We start from the raw sequence: 18077 nt of genomic DNA on the forward strand, positions 1-18077 counted from the left end.
TGAAGGGGCAGGGCCCGCGGGCGACGGGCGGGGAACGGGCCGACGGCCCGACGACGGCGAGGAGCACGGAGACCGTGAACACAGGCGCACCCGCGAACAGAGACGCGCACGGCATGCCCGCCACGGGCGGCGGGGCGGGGCGGCGTGCCTCGGCCGGCCTCGACCTCAGCCAGTGGAAGTACCTGTCCGGCGAGGCACGTGAGCCGCAGATGCACGCCATCGTGACGGTCCGGGCGGACGGCACCGAGAACGGCGGTGGCGCGGGCCCGGTGCTGGCGCAGGTGCTTGCGGTGGACTGCTCCAGTTCGATGGCCTATCCGCAGGAGAAGCTGCGCGCTGCCCACCAGGCCGCCGTGGCGGCGCTGCGGCTGCTCCCCGACGGCACCCCCTTCGCCGTGGTCCGGGGCTCCCATTCGGCGAGCGTCGTCTATCCGGAGACGGAGACCATGGTCCGGGCGGACGCCCGGCATCGCGCGGAGGCGGAGCGGGCCGTGCACCGCCTGATCGCGGGAGGCGGTACCTGCATCGGCAGCTGGCTCGACCTGTCGCGCCGGCTGCTGGCGGACGCGGAGGCGCCCATCGGGCACGTCCTGCTGCTCACCGACGGCAGGAACGAGCACGACCAGCTGATGCCGTTGCCCGACGTCCTGGACGCCTGCGCGGGGCGTTTCGTGTGTGACGCCTGGGGCATCGGCGACGGCTGGGACGGCCGGGAACTGCTGCGCGTCACCAGCCGTCTGCACGGTCGGGCCTCCTCCGTGCAGGAGGAGGCGGCGCTCGCGCGCGAGTACGAGCAGCTGATGCACCGGCTGCTCGCCAAGAGCATTCCCGAGCTGGTGATCTCGGTGACCCCCATGGCCGGGGCCGCCGTGCGCTACCTCAAGCAGGTCTTCCCGACCGAGGTGGAACTCGATGCCCTCGACCCGGGCGGCGAAGCGACGCGGCGGTTCGTCACGCGTGCGTGGGGCGACGAGACCCGCCGCTACCAGCTGTGCCTGTCCGCCGACCCCGCCGGGCGGCCCCGCGGGGAGGATCTCCAACTCGCGGTCGTCTCCCTCGACGTGCCCGGCGGCGAGGTGGAGGTGGCACCGCCCCTGCCGTGCCTGGTGCACTGGACCGACGACGAGGCGCTGTCCGGGTACAGCGACATCCACGTCGAGCACTTCGAGCAGCATCAGCGGCTCGGCGAGGCCGTCGCCGCCGCCACCGACGCCCACCGCGACGGCGAGCGTGACCTGGCGCAGCAGCATCTCGGCACGGCCGTGCGGCTCGCCCACGCCATCGGCGCCGACCAGTCGCTCGGCCGGCTGGAACGGCTCGTGGAGATCGACGACCCCGCCGCGGGGCGGGTCCGGCTCCGTCCCGGCGTGGCGGCCGTCGACTTCGAACATCTCATCACCGCCAGCAGCCACAGCACGTACGGCCCCGCCTCGGGCGTCGCCGATGCCCTGACGCCCGGCTCCCTGACGGCCGGCGGTCCGGGCGCGGCCACCGTGCGGTGCGCCGCCTGCGACGGGAGGGTGCCCTCGGCGGCACGCTTCTGCCCGCTGTGCGGGCACGGACTCGCGGGCCGGCCGTGAGCACCACCGGGCGGGACCTGACCCGCAGACTCCGGTTGCTCCTGGCCCTCGGGGCTCTCACCACCCTCGCGCTGTTCGCCGCCTACCGGGGCGTGCACGACGACACGGTGCCGCTGGCCTCGTCGAGCACTCCGGGGATCCTGGCCGTGGACACCGCGAAGAGCGCGCTGCTGCGGGCGCACGCGGCCGTCGACGGGAGCGGGCCGGCGGGTGACGCGACCGGTGAGTTCCACACGCAGTTGTCGGTCGCCCACCAGAGCATCGCCGTCGCGGCCTCCGAGAACGTGACCGGCCCGGCGGACCGGCACACCCTGCAGACCGTCACCGGGTTGATCACCGTCTACTCGGCCTGGGTGGAGCGAGCCGGCCAAGAGAGCGACGCGTCTCTGCGCGGGGCCTATCTGCACTACGCGCAGCAGGGCCGGGACGACATCGTCGACCGGCTCGACGACCTGCGCGACGAACAGGTGCGGGTCGCCCGCGAGCAGGCGTCGTTCCCCTGGCCGCTCTGGCTGGGCTGGGGGGCGGTCCTGGTGCTGTGTCTGGTGCTGTGCGCGGGGCTGGTGGAGGCTCAGCGGTTCTCGCGGCACCGCTTCCGCACCCCTGTGCATCCGCCCCTGCTCGCCGCCACCGTGCTGTGCGCGAGCGGGGTGGCGGTCCTCGGCTGGTTCACCGTACGGGCGCGTTCGGCGATGCGGGACTCGCTCGCCGAGCTGCGTGTCACGCGGTCCGCCGACGAGATCCCCGGGGCCGGTGCGGACGTGGAGCGGTACATGGCGGACGCCGGGCTCTGGGCGTCGCTGTCCGAATGGATCCTCGTGGGAGGGGCGCTGCTGATGGCACTGACCTGGCTGGGACTGTGGCCGCGCATCGCCGAGTACCGGTTCAGGACGCCGCGATGACGCGCCCTCGCCCTCGGACGCTCGGCATCGTCTGCGTCTGTCTGCTCCTGCTGGTGGCGGGCGTGACCGCGGGGGTGCGCTGGGCGCGGGGCTGGACGGGATCGGTGACCGTGCTCGCCAACTGGAGCGGCGCGGAGAAGGAGCAGTTCGAACGGGCCATGGAGCGGTTCGAGGACGAGTACCGCATCGACGTCGTCTACCAGGGCAGCTCCGCCCTGAGCCAGGTACTGGCCGCCGATCTGGCGGCCGGCACTCAACCCGACGTGGCCGTGCTGCCCGGCCCGGGTGAGCTGATGGCCTACGCGGCCGAGGGCCGGCTGGAGCCGTTGGACGGCCTGTTCGAGGCGGGCGCCTACGACCGGGTGTGGATGCCGCAGGTGGCGGGCGAGGACGGCCGGGAACGCACCTACTGGCTGCCGGTCAAGACGGGCCTGAAAAGCATGGTCTGGCATGCGGGCGGTCTGGCGGGCGACGAGATCGACCGGGTCGCCGGCCGGCCCGACGGCTGGTGCCTGGCCATGGAGTCCGGCGCGACCTCCGGCTGGCCGGGCACCGACTGGGTGGAGGACGTACTGCTCCAGCAGGCCGGCCCCGCGGTGTACGAACAGTGGGCGACCGGGGCTGTCCCGTGGACGGACGCCCGGGTGCGCAAGGCCTGGCAGACCTGGGGCGACATGGTGGGCGCGGGCGACAGGACCCGCGTCGACCACCTGCTCAGGGACAACTTCGCCCAGGGGTGCCCCCGGCAGCGCCTGGAGCACCAGGGGTCGTTCCGGGACGCCCAATGGGAGCCTGTGGCAGGCGACTTCGTGCACTCCGCCGACGTGATCCCCGGGGCTCGGGCGGACTCCGGACACTGGGAGGTCTCCGGCGACCTCGCGGCCCTGCTGAACGCGACCGACGAGGCCCGGCAGTTGATCCGCTTCCTGGCCGACCCCGATGCCGGGCTGCCGGACTTCTCGGCCAACAGGAAGGCGGCGGCGCCGGACGGGGCCGATGACCCGCTGAAGCGGAAGATCAGCTCGATCCTGCGCGGCTCCGAACGCCACCTGTGCTGGGACGCCTCGGACATCATGCCTCCCGCCCTGCGCAACGCCTTCCACCAGGCGGTCCTGCACTTCCTCGTCGCCCCCGGCCGACTGGACGGCCAACTGCGGGCCCTCGAAGCCGTGAACAGCGAACCGCGCCCGACACTGCCGGTGTGCGGCACCGGCCCATCGACGACCTGAGAACCGGCCGGCTGACCGACTCCAGCCCCTGCCTCGTATGGGACGATTTCCCCTCAGTCACACCGTGGGGGGACATCATGCGCACTCGCGCCTCGATCATCGTCGCCGCTGCACTGCTCGCGCTCACCGCCTGCTCCTCCGGCGGGGACGACCGCGGGTCCGCGAGCGACTCCGGACCGGCAAGTACGGGCGCATGGATGTAGCACGGGCCGAACCGCCGGGCGAACTCCGCCGCTTCGGCGGGGGCGACGGTGCTGATGTTGAGCACCGTCGTGTCCGTCCGCAGGGCGTGCTGGACCACGTCGAGGACCTGTCGGCAGGCCGGGCCGTCGAACAGGGCCAGGACCACGAGGTCGGCCTTCGCCACGGCCTCCTTCGGATCCCCGGTCGTCTCCACGGTCCCTGGAGTGCTCCCGGAGCGTGTCCAGCCGAGGACGTCCCGGTTCTGGGCGGTGAGTCGGGTCGCGACGGCTCTGCCCATACGTCCCAGGCCGAGGACAGCGATCGTGTGCGGTGTGGTCATGTCTGCCACGGTGATGCACCACGGTACCTGCGACAAGCGCAAAGCTCGCGGGTCAGCCCTGCGGAATCCGCATATCTGCCGGTCATACTGGTTCCCATGGAACTGACGGTGTGGCGGACCTTTGTGACGGTGTGCCGGCTCGGGTCGCTGTCGGCGGCGGCCACCGAGCTGCATCACACGCAGTCGGCCGTCTCCCGGCAGATCGCCGGTCTTGAGCGGCAGCTCGGCGTGCCGTTGATGGAGCGCCATGCACGGGGCGTACGTCCCACGCCCGCCGGTGAGGTGTTCCGGCGCCACGCGCTGGCCACGCTCCACGAGGCCGACCGCGCCGTGCGCGCCGTACGAGACGCTCATGACGGCGTGGCCGGCCGGCCACTGGCCATCGGTGCGACACCGTCCATGGCGGCGGGGATCGTCCCGGAGGCCGTCCGCGGCCTGCTGGAGCGAACCGGATCCCTCCGGTGGAGCCTGCTGCCCGGTCTCAGTGCGCAGTTGCACCACCGCGTGGTCGCCGGCGATCTCGACATCGCCGTCGTCAGCGACGCACCGCCGGGACTGCCCCACGATCCTCGGGTCGACCGAAGGTTCCTCGGCCTCGACGACATGGTCGTCGTCCTGCCGGTGGGTCATCCGCAGGGCGGGCCCGGCCCGGTCCACATACGGACGCTGGCCGACCAGACCTGGGTCGAGGACAACGACGGCTCGGCCGCGCTGCTGCGTCAGCATGCCGCCCGCGCCGGCGTCAGCGCCCGGATCGACCTCACCGCGGCCGACCTCCCCGGCAAGCTGGCTCTGGTCGCCACCGGCCACGCCGTCGCGCTGATCCCCGGGGTACTCACGCGCGCGCTGCGGAACGACGTCATCGCCGTGCCGCTCGTCGATCCCCCGACCCGTGGCATCTTCACGCTCACACCTCACCGCGACCCGCACCCCGCCACGGCGCAGCTCCTCGACCGGCTCGCCGCAGCCTTCACGTCACTTGTCCCGTCGACGCCGTGACAGCATGCGGCCATGCGATCCGATGTCACACTCCACCCCCTCGACCGCACCCTCCTCACAGAACTGCTGCTTGCCGCGGTCGAGGATGCCGACCCGCTCGAGGTCATGCCGCCCGTGGAGGGACCGCAGGGATGGACACCGGAGCGCCGGTCGGCCTTCTTGAGGTTCCACGAGTCGCGGTCGTTGGCGGCGAATCCGGTGGAGACCACGTTCGCCATCGCCGCTGCGGGGCGGGTGGTCGGAGCGGCACGGCTGTGCCCCGTGAAGACGCGAGCCGGGACGGCGGAGGCCGGGGTGTGGATCGGGCGGTCCCACCGAGGCGCCGGCGTGGGCGGGGCCGTACTGGGGTTGCTTCTGGACCGTGCCCGCGCCGCGGGCTTCACGTCCGTGTACGTGAGCACGACGCCGCACAACCTGGCAGTGCGGGCGCTCATGGCCGGTATCGGCGTGGGGCTCGTCCGTGACGGGGAGGGGCTCACGGCGTACGTGGATCTGAGACCTGGCGTTCAGTAGGCACCGGCGCCGCCGCCGCCGGTCGGCCGGCTAGGGAGCGGCGACGTCGTCGAAGCGCTGTCGGAACAGCACCTCACCGTCTCGCGCGTACGCGGTGATCGTGTAGTCGGTGTCCGCCGTGGAGGTGTCACGGAAGACGTAGTACGTCCCCCACTGCGGATGGCCGGGCAGCGTCAACACCGTGGCGGTCTCCGTGCGTCCGGAGTCGAAGCGGAGCTGGATCCTGGCGGGAGGCGTCTTCGCGCGGAACGCTCCGAAGTACAGGATGTCCGGTCCGTCGACGCTCGTGCCCGAACTGAAGGAGTCGGGGCGGATGTTGTCCCCGAGGGACTCCTTCGCCCGCTCCACCGCCGCGGTGATGTCGCCCGTGCCCACCACATAGTTCTGCCGGCCGTCCGGGAGCAGGGCCATGCTGTGGCCGTGGCCGATGCCGACGGCTTCGTAGGGCGGCACGGTCCGGGGGCCTCGGTGTTCCTCGGACGGCGCGGGGCTGGGCAGAGCCGTGGACGGACGTGACGTGGCCGGTGGGGACGTGGTCCCGGTCCGGGCCAGGTCTGTCAGACCGAGGACAGCCACCAGGCCGATCGCCGCCGTGACCCCACCGGCCGCGACGGCTGTACGGCGGCGGCGCGCGACGCGGCCTCTGCGCAGCACCTCGTCGACGGGAGCCGGGCCGGTGGGGAACATGTCCGCCTCATGGCGCAGGAGTTCGCCGAGTCGCAGGTCGTCGGTCACGGCCGCTGTCCTCCTTGTGTGCCGCGGCCCGCCCCGAGGGTTGCCGCTTCGGACGTAACCGCTTGTTCGCGGAGTTTCTTCAGTGCGCGGGCCGTATGGCTGCGTACCGTACCGACGCCGGTGCCGAGCAGGCGTGCCACCTCGCTCTCGCTGCGGTCCTCCAGGTAGCGCAGCACGACGACCGCTCGTTGCTTCGCCGGCAGCCGGGCCAGCGCGTCGAGCAGCGCGCTCCGGTCGGCGAACGCCTCGTTGTGGTCCGGAGCCGCGGGCTCCGGGAACCGGGTGGTCAGCCATTCCCGGACCTTCATCCGCCGTAGCCGGTCCGCATTGGTGTTGATCATGATGCGCCATACGTAGGCGTCCGGGTCGTCCGTGCGTCGTACGCGTTCCCACTTCACGTAGGCCTTGGCCAGGGCGGCCTGGACCAGGTCCTCCGCGTCCTGGTGATGCCCTGTCAGGAGATGGGCGGTGCGGAGCATTCGGGGCCAGCGGCTGACCATGAACGCCCGGAAGTCCGCCTCCGTGCTCGTCTTCAATCGAGTCCTCGTGTTCTGCCGCCCCACGGTTCGTGTCCCGCTGTCGTGCCCCTCGCGGGTGAGGGGCACGACAGCGGGACATCACCACCGGGTGGGCGCAACGGTCGTCAGCGGCTTGCGGGCGAGGGCTCGTACGCCAGGCCGGCGAGCACCGAGCCGTCCGCGTCGTACGCGGTGACCTCGACCGTCCCCTGCGGGCGGCCCTCTCCGGCTGCGTCGTAGTAGTACGTCCCCCAGCCCGGCGTGCCGGGCAGCCTCAGCATGCCTGCCTCCACCTCGGGGCCCGCGCCGATGCGCAGGGTGATACGCGCCGGCACGGTGTCCGTGCGGAAGGCACCGGTGAACAGCACGTCGTCGCCGTCGACGCCCATCCCACCGCTGATGCTGTTGGGGCGGATGCTGTCGCCTGCGAGGCTCCTGGCCTGCTCGACGGCTTCTTCGTAGTCGTCCCAGGCCACCACGTAGTTCTGCCTGCCCTCGGGCAGGAGCCCCATCTTCGCGCCCTGGCCGATCTCCACCGGCACGTACGGCCGCACGACGCGCGGACCGGTGGCAGCGGCGGCGGCTCGCCCCGGCAGGCGGACGCCTGCCGCCTCTGTGCCTGCCGTCTCGCCGGCCGCCGCTTCCCGCCTGTTTCCGGTGTCCGTGGCTTCGGCCTTGGCCGACGGCGTCAAGCCGTCCACGGCGAGAGCCGTGCCCGCCCCGCCTGCCAGCGCCATCGCCACAACTCCCGCTATGACAAGCTTCTTCGTCTTCATCGTTCCTCCGGTGATCCGTCCGATCGGTGATCGGTCACACGTCTCAGACGGCAGGCGACCCCGGCATCTATGTCACAGCGCAGGGAATTTCTTGCCGACTTCGCGAGGCCGCCGGAGGCCAAGTCGGAGGCCGAAGAGTCCCGATCGGCGTGTGCCCCGGCGGACCGGCTGCGATCGTGGTCACCGCCACTGCGTGCGGAACACGCGACGATCGAAGGAGTCAAGGTGACGTCTCTTGCGGCCTCTGTCGAATCGATGGAGCAACTCGCCACGGTCTGGCGTGACATGGTGCTGGACCGGAACGAGGATGCCGACGTACGCGACCTTCCGGGGATCTCCGTCCGCTGGGCAGACGGCCGCTTCGCCTTCTGGAACTGCGTCACGCTCACCGACGTCGGAGCGGACGCGGCGCTGTTGGAGCGGCGCCTGGCCGAGGCGGCGGACATCATGCGCTCGAAGAAGTACCCGGGGTTTCTGTGGGTCTTCGAGGATCTCCTCCACGCCGAGGCGCGCACGGGCCTCACGGCGGCGGCCGAGCGAGCGGGTCTCACCTACGCCTTCCCCGGCACCGGCATGGCCGGGGACCTGCTGCCCGTCCCCGAGCCGACCCATCCGGACCTCACCTTCGTCCGTGTCAGCACCGACGAACACCTCCGCGCCTACGCCGACCTCAACTCGCGCGCCTACGGCTTCCCCCTGGAAGACGGTCGCGACGGACTCGCCGGATCCGCTCTGTGGAAACGGGAAGTGCACGCCTACCTCGGTTTGCGGGACGGTGTTCCGGTGACATGCGCCGGTGCGGTGGCAGCCGACGGCCGCCTCTTCGTCGTACTCGTCGCGACAGACCCCGAGTGCGAGCGCAGGGGCTACGGCGAAGCCGTGACGCGCAAGGCCCTCCACGAGGGCGCCCGTGCCACAGGCCTGACGCGCGCCACCCTGCACGCGACCGTCGCGGGCGCACCCGTGTACCCGCGTATCGGCTTCGAACCGAACTCACCCCTGCACTTCTACGGTCTGCGGTAGCCGGCCTTCGCCGACGCCTGCCGGCCTGTGGCGGGGCGGCCTCAGGGTGTCGGGCGGCGGCTCCCGGCGGAGGCCATGCCGAGCCAGGTGTGGGGGTTGCCCTCCCAGCACCAGCCGAGCTTGGGGGCCGTCTGGCTGATCCAGATGGCCGGGACGCGACGGTCGCCGGAGCGGGAACCGCCGAGGGAGAAGCACTTGTTCTTGACCAGGGCCTCGGGGAAGTGGGTGATCAGCGCGATGCCTTCCTCGATGGTCAGCAGGGTTCTGCCCCGGCTGTGGACGGTGGCCATGGCATCGTTCGGTACGACACCGCAGAACTCCTCGCCCCGCTCGACGTCCAGCAGCAGATAGGCACGCTGTCCGGCGATCCCGGTCTCCTGGACGGCGACGAACCGTTCCAGGGCGCCGGGCTCGAAGGAGCGGTCGACGAAGCCGGGCTTCGGCTTGCCGTGCAGGGTGGTCCGGGGCATGGTCTCCTCGACGGGCACGACATCGCGGGTGACCACGAGCAGGAACGGCACCCGGCCGGTATCGGCCTCGTGTCCGCCGAGCCCGATGTCGGTGACGAGGTCCCGCAGGGGCGTGACCAGGGCGTCGAACTCCTGCGAGGTCAGGCCCGCTGTCGTCGGATAGTCCCTTTCGACGAGATTGCCGACCTGTCGGTCGAACTCGGTACCCGCGTCGGCCGTCGGCTGGTGGGTCATGTGGTCCTCTCGGGTGCTACGGCTCTTCGGCTGCTTCGGTTGCTTCGGCTCTTCAGTTGTATGGGATTCGATTGCTTCGGATTCGGTTTTTCCGTTGCTTCGGTTGTTTCGGATGCTTCGAGATGCCCCGTGGCACGAAGGTGACCGTGCTCCAGGCCGGCTGGCTGGTCACGGCTCGGCAACACGGCGGTGGACGATCCCGCACCGGCACCGGCACCGGAAAGTCGTGCTTCCCCCAGGGCCCCGCGTCCCACCGGAAGGTGGCCATCCGGTTCCGGGGCCGGGCGTGAGTGCATCAGGAACGTGAGGCGACGTAGTACAGGTTGATCGGGTCTCCCTCGACCGTGTGCGTCTCGACCTTCTCGAAACCCGCCTCGGTCAACATGTGGCGGGCGGTCTGCTCACCCCAGACGGTGCCGAGGCCGGCGCCTCCGGTGCTGAGGGAGGTGGTCATGCAGTAGAAGACGGAGAAGGTGTAGAGCGCGGGCCCGAAGGGGTGCCCGATGTTCTCCTCCAGGTTGCTGGACGCCGCGATGTCGCCCATCACGAACGTTCCGCCCTCCTTGAGCGCAGCGGCGATCGCGGACAGCGTCTCGGCCGGACGGGCCAGGTCGTGGATGACGTCGAAGGCGGTGATCACGTCGTAGGCCCCGGTGATCTCACCGGAGTCGCCGACGGTGAGGCGGACGTTGTCCAGTCCCAGCCGGTCGGCCTCGGCGCGTCCTGCGGCGATGCCCTCCTCGGAACGGTCGAGCCCGTGGAAGCGGCTGTGGGGGAAGGCCTGGGCGAGGACGACGGGCGCATGTCCCTGCCCGGTACCGACGTCCAGGACGTCGGCACCCTCGCGGAGCCGTTCGGTGAGACCGGGCACGAGCGGCACGATCACGTCGACCAACGCGGCGTCGTACACGGCCGCGGTCTCCTGGGCCTGGAGCGCCTGGAACCGCGGATACGCCGAGTACGGGACGCCGCCGCCGTGCCGGAACGCGTCGACGACCTGCTCGTCCACGCTCGCCATGAGGCCCAGGGACACCGTGAGCGTGGCCAGGTTGTCCGGGCCGGCGGCCCTGGTGAGGGAGGCGGCGTGCTCGGGCGGCAGGGTGTACGTGGCCGTGTCGGGGGCGTAGTCGACGAATCCGCCCACGACCATGCCGCCGAGCCATTCCCGTACGTAGCGCACGTCCAGGCCCGCGGCCTTCGCGATGTCGTCGCTGGTCGCGGGAGGGAGCGTGCTCAGGGTGTCGAACAGGCCGGTCTGATGACCGACGCTGGTGAGCAGAGCCAGTGAGGCTCCGTTGAGGACCTCGAGCAGGCGCCCGGCGAACGCCTCCTGCTTCGCGGGGTCCGGTGCCACGGGTTCGGTTGCGGGGTTCGCCATGACCCCTCCTTCAGGGAGTACGGCTCTTCCTCCACGCTACGCCGGGACCGCGGACGGAGATCTTACGAGCCGATGACGGCTGCGGAGGCGGCGACGGGAGGGCCGCTGGAGGGGCCGCGCCACGTGGGTGCGGGTGACCGGCGAGGTCGATGACGGCGTCGGGGAAGCGGAGTTGGCAGCGTCGGGGCAGCCGCCCGTGAGGTGCCGTCCGGAGACGGAGGGCGGTCACCGGAAGGCACCTTGCTCAGTCGGGCGGTGGTGGTGACGCGGACCGCCGCTCGGCTCTGGCGAGGCGTTCCTCGAGGGCCGCGATGCGGTCGTAGAGATCGACCAGGGTCACGCCGTCGGCGACCACGCCAGGGCGCTGCCAGTGCCTTCGTACGAACTGCTCCCGGCTCTCCTGCGACGACTGGTGGAATCCTGCCGGAGCCGCGGCGGTCGGAGCCACGGCTGCAGGAGCCGCCGCCGGCTCGCGTTCACTCCGCCCGATCGAGAGCTTCTGCAGCTTCAGCACGCCGATCGCACCGAGCACGACCACCACGAGAGCGGCGACGGGTATCAGCAACGCCCAGCCGGCCCACATGCGAACCCCCAAGTCCCTGGCAGTGGACCGACACTACCGGTCGTGGGCCGTCGTTCACGAGACGGGCGGCGCCCTGCCGACCGTGCGCCGGCCTGCCAGGCAATATCCGTCGGCCTCACCGCACGAACGGCGTTGCCCGTCTTCGCCACCACCTTCCGGGGAACTGAACCAGTACTAAACTTAACCGGTTTCGTTCGAATGGTTGTCTGCGCAGAAGTCTCCTTCTAGCCTCTCTCCCAACCGCCGATCGGAGGCGTTCGACAACCACCCGTTTCTTTCCTGACCAGAGGAAATCAGGGGTGTCCTCCTCGGTGAACCCAACGTCCCGCTGCCCGGTGCGAGCCGCACGCCCACGCCCCGGACAGCGGGATTCCCGGCAGGAAAGGCAGGCACGCAGTCGCCCTTCCCGGCCCGATCACGGCCGGGAACGGCGATGACGCGTGTCCGCGCCCACGACAACCCTGGGAGCAGCAATGAGAAGAAGACTGGCCACCGCGGCGGGAGCGCTGCTGGCCATCGCGGCCTCACTCCTGGCCACCCCGTCCCCGGCGCAGGCGCAGCCACGGGCGGAGACACAGGCGGCACCCGGTTTCCATGTCACCGACGGCCGCCTGCTGGACGCCAACGGCAAGGACTTCGTCCTGCGCGGCGTCAACCACGCCCACACCTGGTATCCCACCCGGACGCCTCAGGCACTGAAGGACATCAAGGCCCTGGGCGCCAACTCCGTGCGCGTGGTCCTCGCCACGGGCGACCGCTGGACCAGGACCGAAGCCGCCGACGTGGCCGCGATCGTCGCCGAGTGCAAGCGGAACCGCCTGGTCTGCGTCCTGGAGGCGCACGACACCACGGGGTACGGCGAGCAGGCCGGGGCGGTGTCCCTGGCCCGCGCCGTGGACTACTGGCTGAGCATCAAGGACGTACTGCGGGGACAGGAGAAGTACGTCGTCGTCAACCTGGGTAACGAGCCGTACGGCAATTCCGGGTACGGGACGTGGACTTCGGACACGCAGAACGCCATCGCGCGCCTGCGTGACGCCGGATTCGGCCACACCCTGATGGTCGACGCGCCCAACTGGGGCCAGGACTGGACCTTCACCATGCGGGACAACGCCGGCAAGGTGTTCGCGGCCGACCCGGACCGCAACACGGTGTTCTCGATCCACATGTACGGCGTGTTCGACACCGCGACCGAGGTGAACGATTACCTGAACCGGTTCACTTCGCAGCGGCTACCCATCGTGGTGGGCGAATTCGGCAACGACCACTCGGACGGCAACCCGGACGAGGATGCCATCATGGCCGCCGCACAACGGCTCGGCATCGGCTACCTCGGCTGGTCCTGGAGCGGCAACGGCGGCGGTGTCGAATACCTCGACATGGCCACCGACTTCGACGCCTCCCGGCTCAGCACCTGGGGACGGCGCATCTTCGACGGGTCCGACGGCATCAGGCAGACCGCGCGTGAGGCGAGCGTCTTCACCTCCGGCCCGGACGACGGTTCCACCGGGGGAGGCTGCGCGGTCAGCTACCGGCTCAGCGACTGGGGCAACTGGTTCAACGCGGACGTGACCATCCGCAACACCGGCACCACGGCCGTGAAGGGCTGGCGGCTCGACTTCGCCTTCCCCGGCGACCAGAGGCTCAACCAGGCCTGGAACGCGCGGGCCACCCAGCAGGGCAGCCAGGTGCGGGCCGCCAACGAATCCTGGACGGAGACGATCCCGGCCGGCGGCACGGTGAGCTTCGGCTTCAACGGTTCGTCCGCGGGAACCAACGGGGTTCCCGCCTCCTTCGCCCTCAACGGAACCAGCTGCACGACGAGTTGACAGCGGGCGAAAGGGTGCAGGGCCGCGTCCCCGGTGGCGCGGCCCTGCGCCCGCTCACCGCGTCACGCCACCGAAGCCGGCACCGAACCAGGCACCGAACCACGCACCGGGCGGCGCACCCGGCCTACGCACCGGTTCTGGGCGCGCGGGCGGTGGAACCCCGCGGCGTCAGGGTGGGCGTCGGCGCCTGGTGCGGACCGCTGTGCGTCCCGTTGATCACGTCGAACAGGACACGGGTCACCTCGGCGCCGAAGTGGTGCACGTCGTGGCTCATCGCCGACAGGGTCGGATGGGTGATGCGGCACAGTTGCGAGTCGTCCCAGGCGACCAGCGACAGGTCGTCGGGGACGGTGAAGCCCATCTCGGCGGCGACGCCCGCGCCCGCGACCGCCATGATGTCGTTGTCGTAGACGATGGCGGTGGGCCGCTGGGCGGCGAGCAGCAGCGAGCGGGTGGCGCGGGCGCCCTCCTTCTCGTCGAAGCCCGTGGCGATCTGCCGGGCCTCCTCCAGCCCGAGTTCGCGCATGGTGGTCGCGAACGCGCGTGTCCGGATCGCGCTGTGGCCGAGGTCGGCCGGGCCGCCGACGCGGGCGATCCTGCGGTGCCCGAGGGCCGCCAGGTAGCGGACCGCCTCGCCGACCGCGGAGGCGTCGTCGGTCCACACCGCCGGGAAGGGGCCGGTGAGGGAGGGATGGCCGACGGCCACGGCGGGCAGCCCGACGCCCTCCAGGGCCGGCAGCCGGGGGTCGTCCTCGCGGAAGTCCACCAGGATCGCCCCGGCGATCATCCGGCCGCCCCACCACGCCTTGTGCACGGCGATCTCCTCGTCGAGGTCACGGACCAGCCGCAGCAGCAGCGAGCACGACCGCTCCGCGAGGACGCTCTCGATGCCGGAGATGAACTCCATGTAGAACGGTTCGAGGCCGAGCAGCCGGGCGGGTCGGCAGAGGGCGAGGCCGACGACGTCCACCCGCTGGTTGGACAGGCTGCGCGCGGTGGCGCTGGGGGCCCAGCCGAGTTCCCTGGCCGCCTCGAAGATCCGCTCGCGGGTGGCCGCCGAGACGCCGGGCTTGTGGTTGAACGCCAGCGACACCGCACCCTTGGACACCCCGGCCAGGGCGGCGACGTCCTTGATGGTGACGCGTTCCGTCGAACTGCTCACGCCGTGTCCACGCAGTACAGGGCGGCCCTGACGTCCTCCACGTCGACGGTGGCGCAGCCGGTGACCCGGATGCGCACCTGCTCGCCGGGCAGCAGGGTCAGGAGACCGCGGTCACCGACGGCGGCCGGGCCGAGCCGGTCGGTCTGGAGCAGCAGGTCTCGGACAAGGGTACGGGCGCTCACCACGACGTCGACTCTATCCCGCTGCCCGGTCACGGGCTCCACGGTGACGTCGTAGACGGGCCGCGGGTAGGCGAAGTCCTTGTCGGCGACCGGGAAGTGAACGGCCCGCAGCCCGTCGGCGCCTGCGCCTGCGCCCACGTGTACGCCTGCGCCCCCGTGTATGTCTGCGACCAGGAACTCCTTCGCGGACGGTCCGTCCGGCAGGAGGTCGTGGGGCACCGGGAGGCGGACGACCGAGCGGGGCTCGGCGGCGACGTCGAGGACGCTCTCGCGGATCAGGGTTCCGTCCGCTCCCCACCGGCGCAGCGTCACCGCGGTCCGCCAGGGTTCGGCGGCCTGGTTGACCGCGGCGAGGACCAGGCCGTCGGTGGCGGGCTGCAAGGTCAGGAGCCGGTCGGCGTAGACGCGGCGCAGTTCGTGGTGGAGGGGTTTGGGGCGGCCGTCGCTGTCGATGGCGGACCAGGAGGTGACGGGCCAGCAGTCGTTGAGCTGCCAGACGATCGTGCCGGCGCAGACGGGCCAGTGCGAGCGCCAGTGCTCGATGCCGGCCGCGACCGCCCGTGCCTGCACGAGCTGGGTCAGGTAGTGCCAGCGGTCGAAGTCGCCCTCGGGGAGCGGGAAGTGGCGGCCGATGCCGCGGTTCAGCTTGCCGTTGCCGTCCTCGGCCTTCTGGTGGTGCAGCATGCCCGGTGAGTCCGGGGCGAGCTCCTCGCCGGGCAGGGCGCGGCGCAGTGTGGCCAGGGCGGGCGGGGCCTGCCAGCCGAACTCGGCGACGAACCGCGGGACACTGGCGCGGTATTCGGCGTAGTCCTGGCGGTTCCAGACCTCCCAGGAGTGGTGGGTGCCGTGCTCGGGGTCGTTGGGGTGGTGGTCCCAGGAGCCGGACCAGGGGCTGCCCGCGGTGTAGGGGCGGGTGGGGTCGAGTTCGGCGACGATGCGGGGCAGCAGGCCGAGGTAGTAGCCCTCGCCCCAGGAGTCGCCGGCGAGGGCGGGCTCCCAGCCCCAGTCGCGGAAGCCCCACAAGTTCTCGTTGTTGCCGTTCCACAGGACCAGGGAGGGGTGGGGCATCAGCCGGACGACGTTGTCCCTCGCCTCGGCCTCCACCTCGCCGCGCAGCGGCTGTTCCTCCGGGTAGGCGGAACAGGCGAAGAGGAAGTCCTGCCAGACCATCAGGCCGAGTTCGTCGCAGGCGTCGTAGAAGGCGTCGTCCTCGTAGATGCCGCCGCCCCACACGCGCACGAGGTCGATGTTGGCCTCGGCGGCCTGGGTGAGCCGGGTGCGGTAGCGCTCGGGGGTGATCCGGGAGGGGAAGGCGTCGTCGGGGATCCAGTTGACGCCGCGGGCGAAGATCCGTACGCCGTTGACGACGAGGGTGAAGCCGGTGCCGTGCTCGTCGGCCGAGCGGTCGAGTTCGACCGTGCGGAAGCCGATCCGGCGGTGCCAGGTGTCCAGGGGGCGGCCCTCGTCGTCGCTCAGGGTGAGGTGGAGGTCGTGGAGGGGCTGTTCGCCGTAGCCGCGGGGCCACCACAGGCGCGGGTCGGGCACCTCCAGGTGGAGCACCGCCTCGTCGCCGGTCAGGACGGCCTCGGCGCGGGCGCCGGCCACCCGGGCCTCGGCGCGCAGCGTGCGGCCCCGCCCCTGCGCGGTGCGTTCGGCCTCCAGCCGCACCTCCACCCGTCCGGTGCCCTCGTCCACGGTGACCAGCGGGCGTACGTGGGCGATGCGGGCCGTGGACCAGTGCTCCAGGCGCACGGGCCGCCAGATGCCGGCGGTCACCAGGGTCGGCCCCCAGTCCCAGCCGAAGCTGGAGGCCATCTTGCGGATGTACTGCGACGGCTCCGGGTAGACGTTGGGCCGCTCCCCCGTGACGGCACGGACGGCCGCGGCCTCGTCGTAGGCGGAGGCGAAGCGGACCTCCAGTCGGCCGGCCCTGCCGGTGACGTCGAAGCGGTGGCGGCGGTGCATGTTGCGGGTGCTGCCGACCGGGCGGCCGTCCAGGGTGAGGTAGGCGGCGGTGTCGAGTCCGTCGAAGACCAGGTCGGTGCGCTCGTGCGCGCTGGCGTGCCCGAGTTCGCGGACGTAGGTCCAGGCGCGACGGCCCACCCAGGCGACCTCGGTCTCGTGGAGTCCGGTGAACGGGTCGGGGATGAGGCCGGCGGTCAGCAGGTCGGTGTGGACGCAGCCGGGCACCGTGGCCTCCAGCAGTTCCTGTCCATGGCGCAGGCTCCAGCCCTCGTCGAGCTGGGTGACGTCCTTCATGGTGCGGCTCCAATCGCCTGACTCAGGCCCGTGGATGGACAACGGCCGACAACCTAGCCCGCTGATCAGCCACTGTCCATAAACCGGTCTAGTAACTGCCGTTGACCCACTTCACCAGTTCTCGCACGTCAACGCCAGCCCTATGACAGCCATGGTAACGATTGAGTATCGTGCTGGAAATCTTAGCTTTACCGGTTAACCCCCGGCTGCCATAGTGCCCACATCCCACCCGCAGAGCTGAGCCGCACATCCTGAAGGAGCTGGGCACATGGGGAAGAAGAAGACGCTTACGGGAGCGTTTCTGGCCGTCGCGATGCTGACCGTCGCGGGCTGCAGTGGCCAGGCCACGGCCTCCGGGGAGACGGCGGAGGCACCCGCCGATCCCGCCGACGCCTCGGGCACCATCAAGGTCCTGACCCACCGCACCGACCTCGTCCAGAACGGGACGATGGACAAGTACGCCGCGGAGTTCAACAAGATCTACCCCGAGGTGAAGGTGAAGTTCGAGGCCCTCACCGACTACGAGGGGGAGGTCAAGATCCGGATGAACACCGAGGACTACGGTGACGTCCTGATGATCCCGGGCGTCGTCGCCAAGAACGACTACCCGAAGTTCTTCGCCCCGCTGGGCAGCAGCGCCGAACTGGGCGGCAAGTACCGCTTCAGCGACAAGACCGAGGTCGGCGGCAAGATCTACGGCATCGCCACCTTCGGCACCGCCAACGGCTTCCTCTACAACAAGGCGGTCTGGAAGAAGGCCGGCATCACCGCCTGGCCCACCACGCCCCAGGAGTTCCTCAGCGGCCTGAAGTCGATCAAGTCCAGAACGGACGCGGTGCCGTACTACACGAACTTCAAGGACGGCTGGCCGCTGACCTCGTGGAGCAACAACATCGGCTCCGTCACCTGCGACGCCGGTGCCAACGACAAGCTCGCCGGCCCGGTGTCCCCGTGGAAGAAGGGCGGCGAGCTGCACACGATCGACTCGCTCCTCTACGACATCGTCGACTCCGGCCTGTCGGAGAAGGACCCCAACACCACCAACTGGGAAGCGTCCAAGGGGCTGATCGCCAAGGGCGAGGTCGCGACCATGCAGCTGGGCTCCTGGGCCATCACCCAGATGCGCGCCGCCGCCGAGCAGGCCGGCACCGACCCGGACGACATCGGTTTCATGCCGTTCCC

At 71.0% G+C, this 18077-nt stretch carries 17 protein-coding genes and 1 pseudogene; 9 read left to right on the forward strand and 9 right to left on the reverse strand.

Going from position 1 to position 18077, the window contains the following annotated elements:
* Positions 1 to 113 precede the first annotated feature (113 nt).
* The 4 genes from BZL64_RS29890 to BZL64_RS41965 all read left to right on the forward strand — a co-directional run bounded on the left by BZL64_RS29890 (position 114) and on the right by BZL64_RS41965 (position 3914).
* A complete protein-coding gene (locus BZL64_RS29890; protein ID WP_086772291.1) occupies positions 114 to 1580 on the forward strand; it encodes a VWA domain-containing protein in 1467 nt (488 codons plus the stop codon).
* Positions 1577 to 2482: a hypothetical protein gene (locus BZL64_RS29895; RefSeq protein ID WP_086772292.1), complete on the forward strand. Its 906-nt coding sequence runs from the start codon at positions 1577 to 1579 to the stop codon at positions 2480 to 2482. Before BZL64_RS29890 ends, BZL64_RS29895 begins: the two co-directional genes overlap by 4 nt.
* Positions 2479 to 3711, forward strand: coding sequence for an ABC transporter substrate-binding protein (locus tag BZL64_RS29900; RefSeq protein WP_086772277.1), 1233 nt, complete (start codon positions 2479 to 2481; stop codon positions 3709 to 3711). The genes BZL64_RS29895 and BZL64_RS29900 overlap by 4 nt, the downstream gene beginning before the upstream one ends.
* A 77-nt stretch (positions 3712 to 3788) precedes the next feature.
* Positions 3789 to 3914: a hypothetical protein gene (locus BZL64_RS41965; RefSeq protein WP_279634621.1), complete on the forward strand. Its 126-nt coding sequence runs from the start codon at positions 3789 to 3791 to the stop codon at positions 3912 to 3914.
* Positions 3915 to 3952: 38 nt separating this feature from the next.
* Here BZL64_RS41965 and BZL64_RS42255 read toward each other — a convergent pair.
* A pseudogene (locus BZL64_RS42255) lies at positions 3953 to 4408 on the reverse strand (NAD(P)-binding domain-containing protein); the annotation flags it as partial.
* On the opposite strand from BZL64_RS42255, the gene BZL64_RS29910 reads away from it, so the two are divergent.
* Together BZL64_RS29910 and BZL64_RS29915 are read left to right on the forward strand one after the other, a co-directional pair.
* Positions 4331 to 5233 carry a LysR family transcriptional regulator gene (locus BZL64_RS29910; protein WP_086772278.1) on the forward strand — a complete coding sequence of 301 codons (903 nt, stop codon included), beginning with the start codon at positions 4331 to 4333 and terminating at the stop codon, positions 5231 to 5233. The pseudogene BZL64_RS42255 and the gene BZL64_RS29910 overlap by 78 nt on opposite strands.
* Before the next feature lie 12 nt (positions 5234 to 5245).
* On the forward strand, positions 5246 to 5746 hold the full coding sequence (locus tag BZL64_RS29915) for a GNAT family N-acetyltransferase (protein ID WP_086772279.1): 501 nt from the start codon (positions 5246 to 5248) through the stop codon (positions 5744 to 5746).
* A gap of 30 nt (positions 5747 to 5776) precedes the next feature.
* Here BZL64_RS29915 and BZL64_RS29920 read toward each other — a convergent pair whose 3' ends face one another.
* From BZL64_RS29920 to BZL64_RS29930, 3 genes are all read right to left on the reverse strand, one after another.
* The gene (locus tag BZL64_RS29920; protein ID WP_086772280.1) at positions 5777 to 6481 is read right to left on the reverse strand and encodes a hypothetical protein; all 705 of its coding nucleotides are present in this window, start codon (positions 6479 to 6481) and stop codon (positions 5777 to 5779) included.
* Positions 6478 to 7017: a SigE family RNA polymerase sigma factor gene (locus BZL64_RS29925; protein ID WP_086772281.1), complete on the reverse strand. Its 540-nt coding sequence runs from the start codon at positions 7015 to 7017 to the stop codon at positions 6478 to 6480. The genes BZL64_RS29920 and BZL64_RS29925 overlap by 4 nt, the downstream gene beginning before the upstream one ends.
* A gap of 107 nt (positions 7018 to 7124) precedes the next feature.
* Positions 7125 to 7775, reverse strand: a complete 651-nt coding sequence (locus BZL64_RS29930; RefSeq protein ID WP_143663347.1) for a hypothetical protein — start codon at positions 7773 to 7775, stop codon at positions 7125 to 7127.
* Positions 7776 to 8000: 225 nt separating this feature from the next.
* Between BZL64_RS29930 and BZL64_RS29935 the strand changes: the two genes are divergently transcribed.
* Positions 8001 to 8798, forward strand: coding sequence for a GNAT family N-acetyltransferase (locus BZL64_RS29935; protein WP_086772283.1), 798 nt, complete (start codon positions 8001 to 8003; stop codon positions 8796 to 8798).
* 41 nt (positions 8799 to 8839) lie between these two features.
* Here BZL64_RS29935 and BZL64_RS29940 read toward each other — a convergent pair whose 3' ends face one another.
* The 3 genes from BZL64_RS29940 to BZL64_RS29950 all read right to left on the reverse strand — a co-directional run bounded on the left by BZL64_RS29940 (position 8840) and on the right by BZL64_RS29950 (position 11475).
* Positions 8840 to 9502, reverse strand: a complete 663-nt coding sequence (locus BZL64_RS29940; RefSeq protein ID WP_086772284.1) for a DUF5701 family protein — start codon at positions 9500 to 9502, stop codon at positions 8840 to 8842.
* 295 nt (positions 9503 to 9797) lie between these two features.
* Positions 9798 to 10880, reverse strand: coding sequence for a class I SAM-dependent methyltransferase (locus BZL64_RS29945; protein WP_086772285.1), 1083 nt, complete (start codon positions 10878 to 10880; stop codon positions 9798 to 9800).
* A 244-nt stretch (positions 10881 to 11124) separates the two neighbouring features.
* Positions 11125 to 11475: a hypothetical protein gene (locus tag BZL64_RS29950; protein ID WP_143663348.1), complete on the reverse strand. Its 351-nt coding sequence runs from the start codon at positions 11473 to 11475 to the stop codon at positions 11125 to 11127.
* A 461-nt stretch (positions 11476 to 11936) separates the two neighbouring features.
* Here BZL64_RS29950 and BZL64_RS29955 point away from each other — a divergent pair, with 461 nt between their 5' ends.
* On the forward strand, positions 11937 to 13292 hold the full coding sequence (locus tag BZL64_RS29955; protein WP_086772287.1) for a cellulase family glycosylhydrolase: 1356 nt from the start codon (positions 11937 to 11939) through the stop codon (positions 13290 to 13292).
* 124 nt (positions 13293 to 13416) lie between these two features.
* Here BZL64_RS29955 and BZL64_RS29960 read toward each other — a convergent pair whose 3' ends face one another.
* Both BZL64_RS29960 and BZL64_RS29965 read right to left on the reverse strand, forming a co-directional pair.
* The gene (locus BZL64_RS29960) at positions 13417 to 14454 is read right to left on the reverse strand and encodes a LacI family DNA-binding transcriptional regulator (RefSeq protein WP_086772288.1); all 1038 of its coding nucleotides are present in this window, start codon (positions 14452 to 14454) and stop codon (positions 13417 to 13419) included.
* Positions 14451 to 16895 (reverse strand): glycoside hydrolase family 2 protein, encoded by a 2445-nt coding sequence (locus BZL64_RS29965; protein WP_086772289.1) that lies wholly within the window; start codon positions 16893 to 16895, stop codon positions 14451 to 14453. The genes BZL64_RS29960 and BZL64_RS29965 overlap by 4 nt, the downstream gene beginning before the upstream one ends.
* A 268-nt stretch (positions 16896 to 17163) precedes the next feature.
* Between BZL64_RS29965 and BZL64_RS29970 the strand changes: the two genes are divergently transcribed.
* On the forward strand, positions 17164 to 18077 hold a 914-nt coding region (locus tag BZL64_RS29970; protein WP_086772290.1), incomplete at its 3' end, for an ABC transporter substrate-binding protein.

It is taken from the genome of Streptomyces bobili (assembly GCF_002154575.1).
Lineage (GTDB): Bacteria > Actinomycetota > Actinomycetes > Streptomycetales > Streptomycetaceae > Streptomyces > Streptomyces bobili.

Bases quoted from the DNA above. Each gene is read 5' to 3' on its own strand.
- BZL64_RS29890 (WP_086772291.1), top strand. From the start codon at position 114: ATGCCCGCCACGGGCGGCGGGGCGGGGCGGCGTGCCTCGGCCGGCCTC.
- BZL64_RS29900 (WP_086772277.1), top strand. From the start codon at position 2,479: ATGACGCGCCCTCGCCCTCGGACGCTCGGCATCGTCTGCGTCTGTCTG.
- BZL64_RS41965 (WP_279634621.1), top strand. From the start codon at position 3,789: ATGCGCACTCGCGCCTCGATCATCGTCGCCGCTGCACTGCTCGCGCTC.
- BZL64_RS29910 (WP_086772278.1), top strand. From the start codon at position 4,331: ATGGAACTGACGGTGTGGCGGACCTTTGTGACGGTGTGCCGGCTCGGG.
- BZL64_RS29915 (WP_086772279.1), top strand. From the start codon at position 5,246: ATGCGATCCGATGTCACACTCCACCCCCTCGACCGCACCCTCCTCACA.
- BZL64_RS29930 (WP_143663347.1), bottom strand. From the start codon at position 7,775: ATGAAGACGAAGAAGCTTGTCATAGCGGGAGTTGTGGCGATGGCGCTG.
- BZL64_RS29940 (WP_086772284.1), bottom strand. From the start codon at position 9,502: ATGACCCACCAGCCGACGGCCGACGCGGGTACCGAGTTCGACCGACAG.
- BZL64_RS29945 (WP_086772285.1), bottom strand. From the start codon at position 10,880: ATGGCGAACCCCGCAACCGAACCCGTGGCACCGGACCCCGCGAAGCAG.
- BZL64_RS29955 (WP_086772287.1), top strand. From the start codon at position 11,937: ATGAGAAGAAGACTGGCCACCGCGGCGGGAGCGCTGCTGGCCATCGCG.
- BZL64_RS29965 (WP_086772289.1), bottom strand. From the start codon at position 16,895: ATGAAGGACGTCACCCAGCTCGACGAGGGCTGGAGCCTGCGCCATGGA.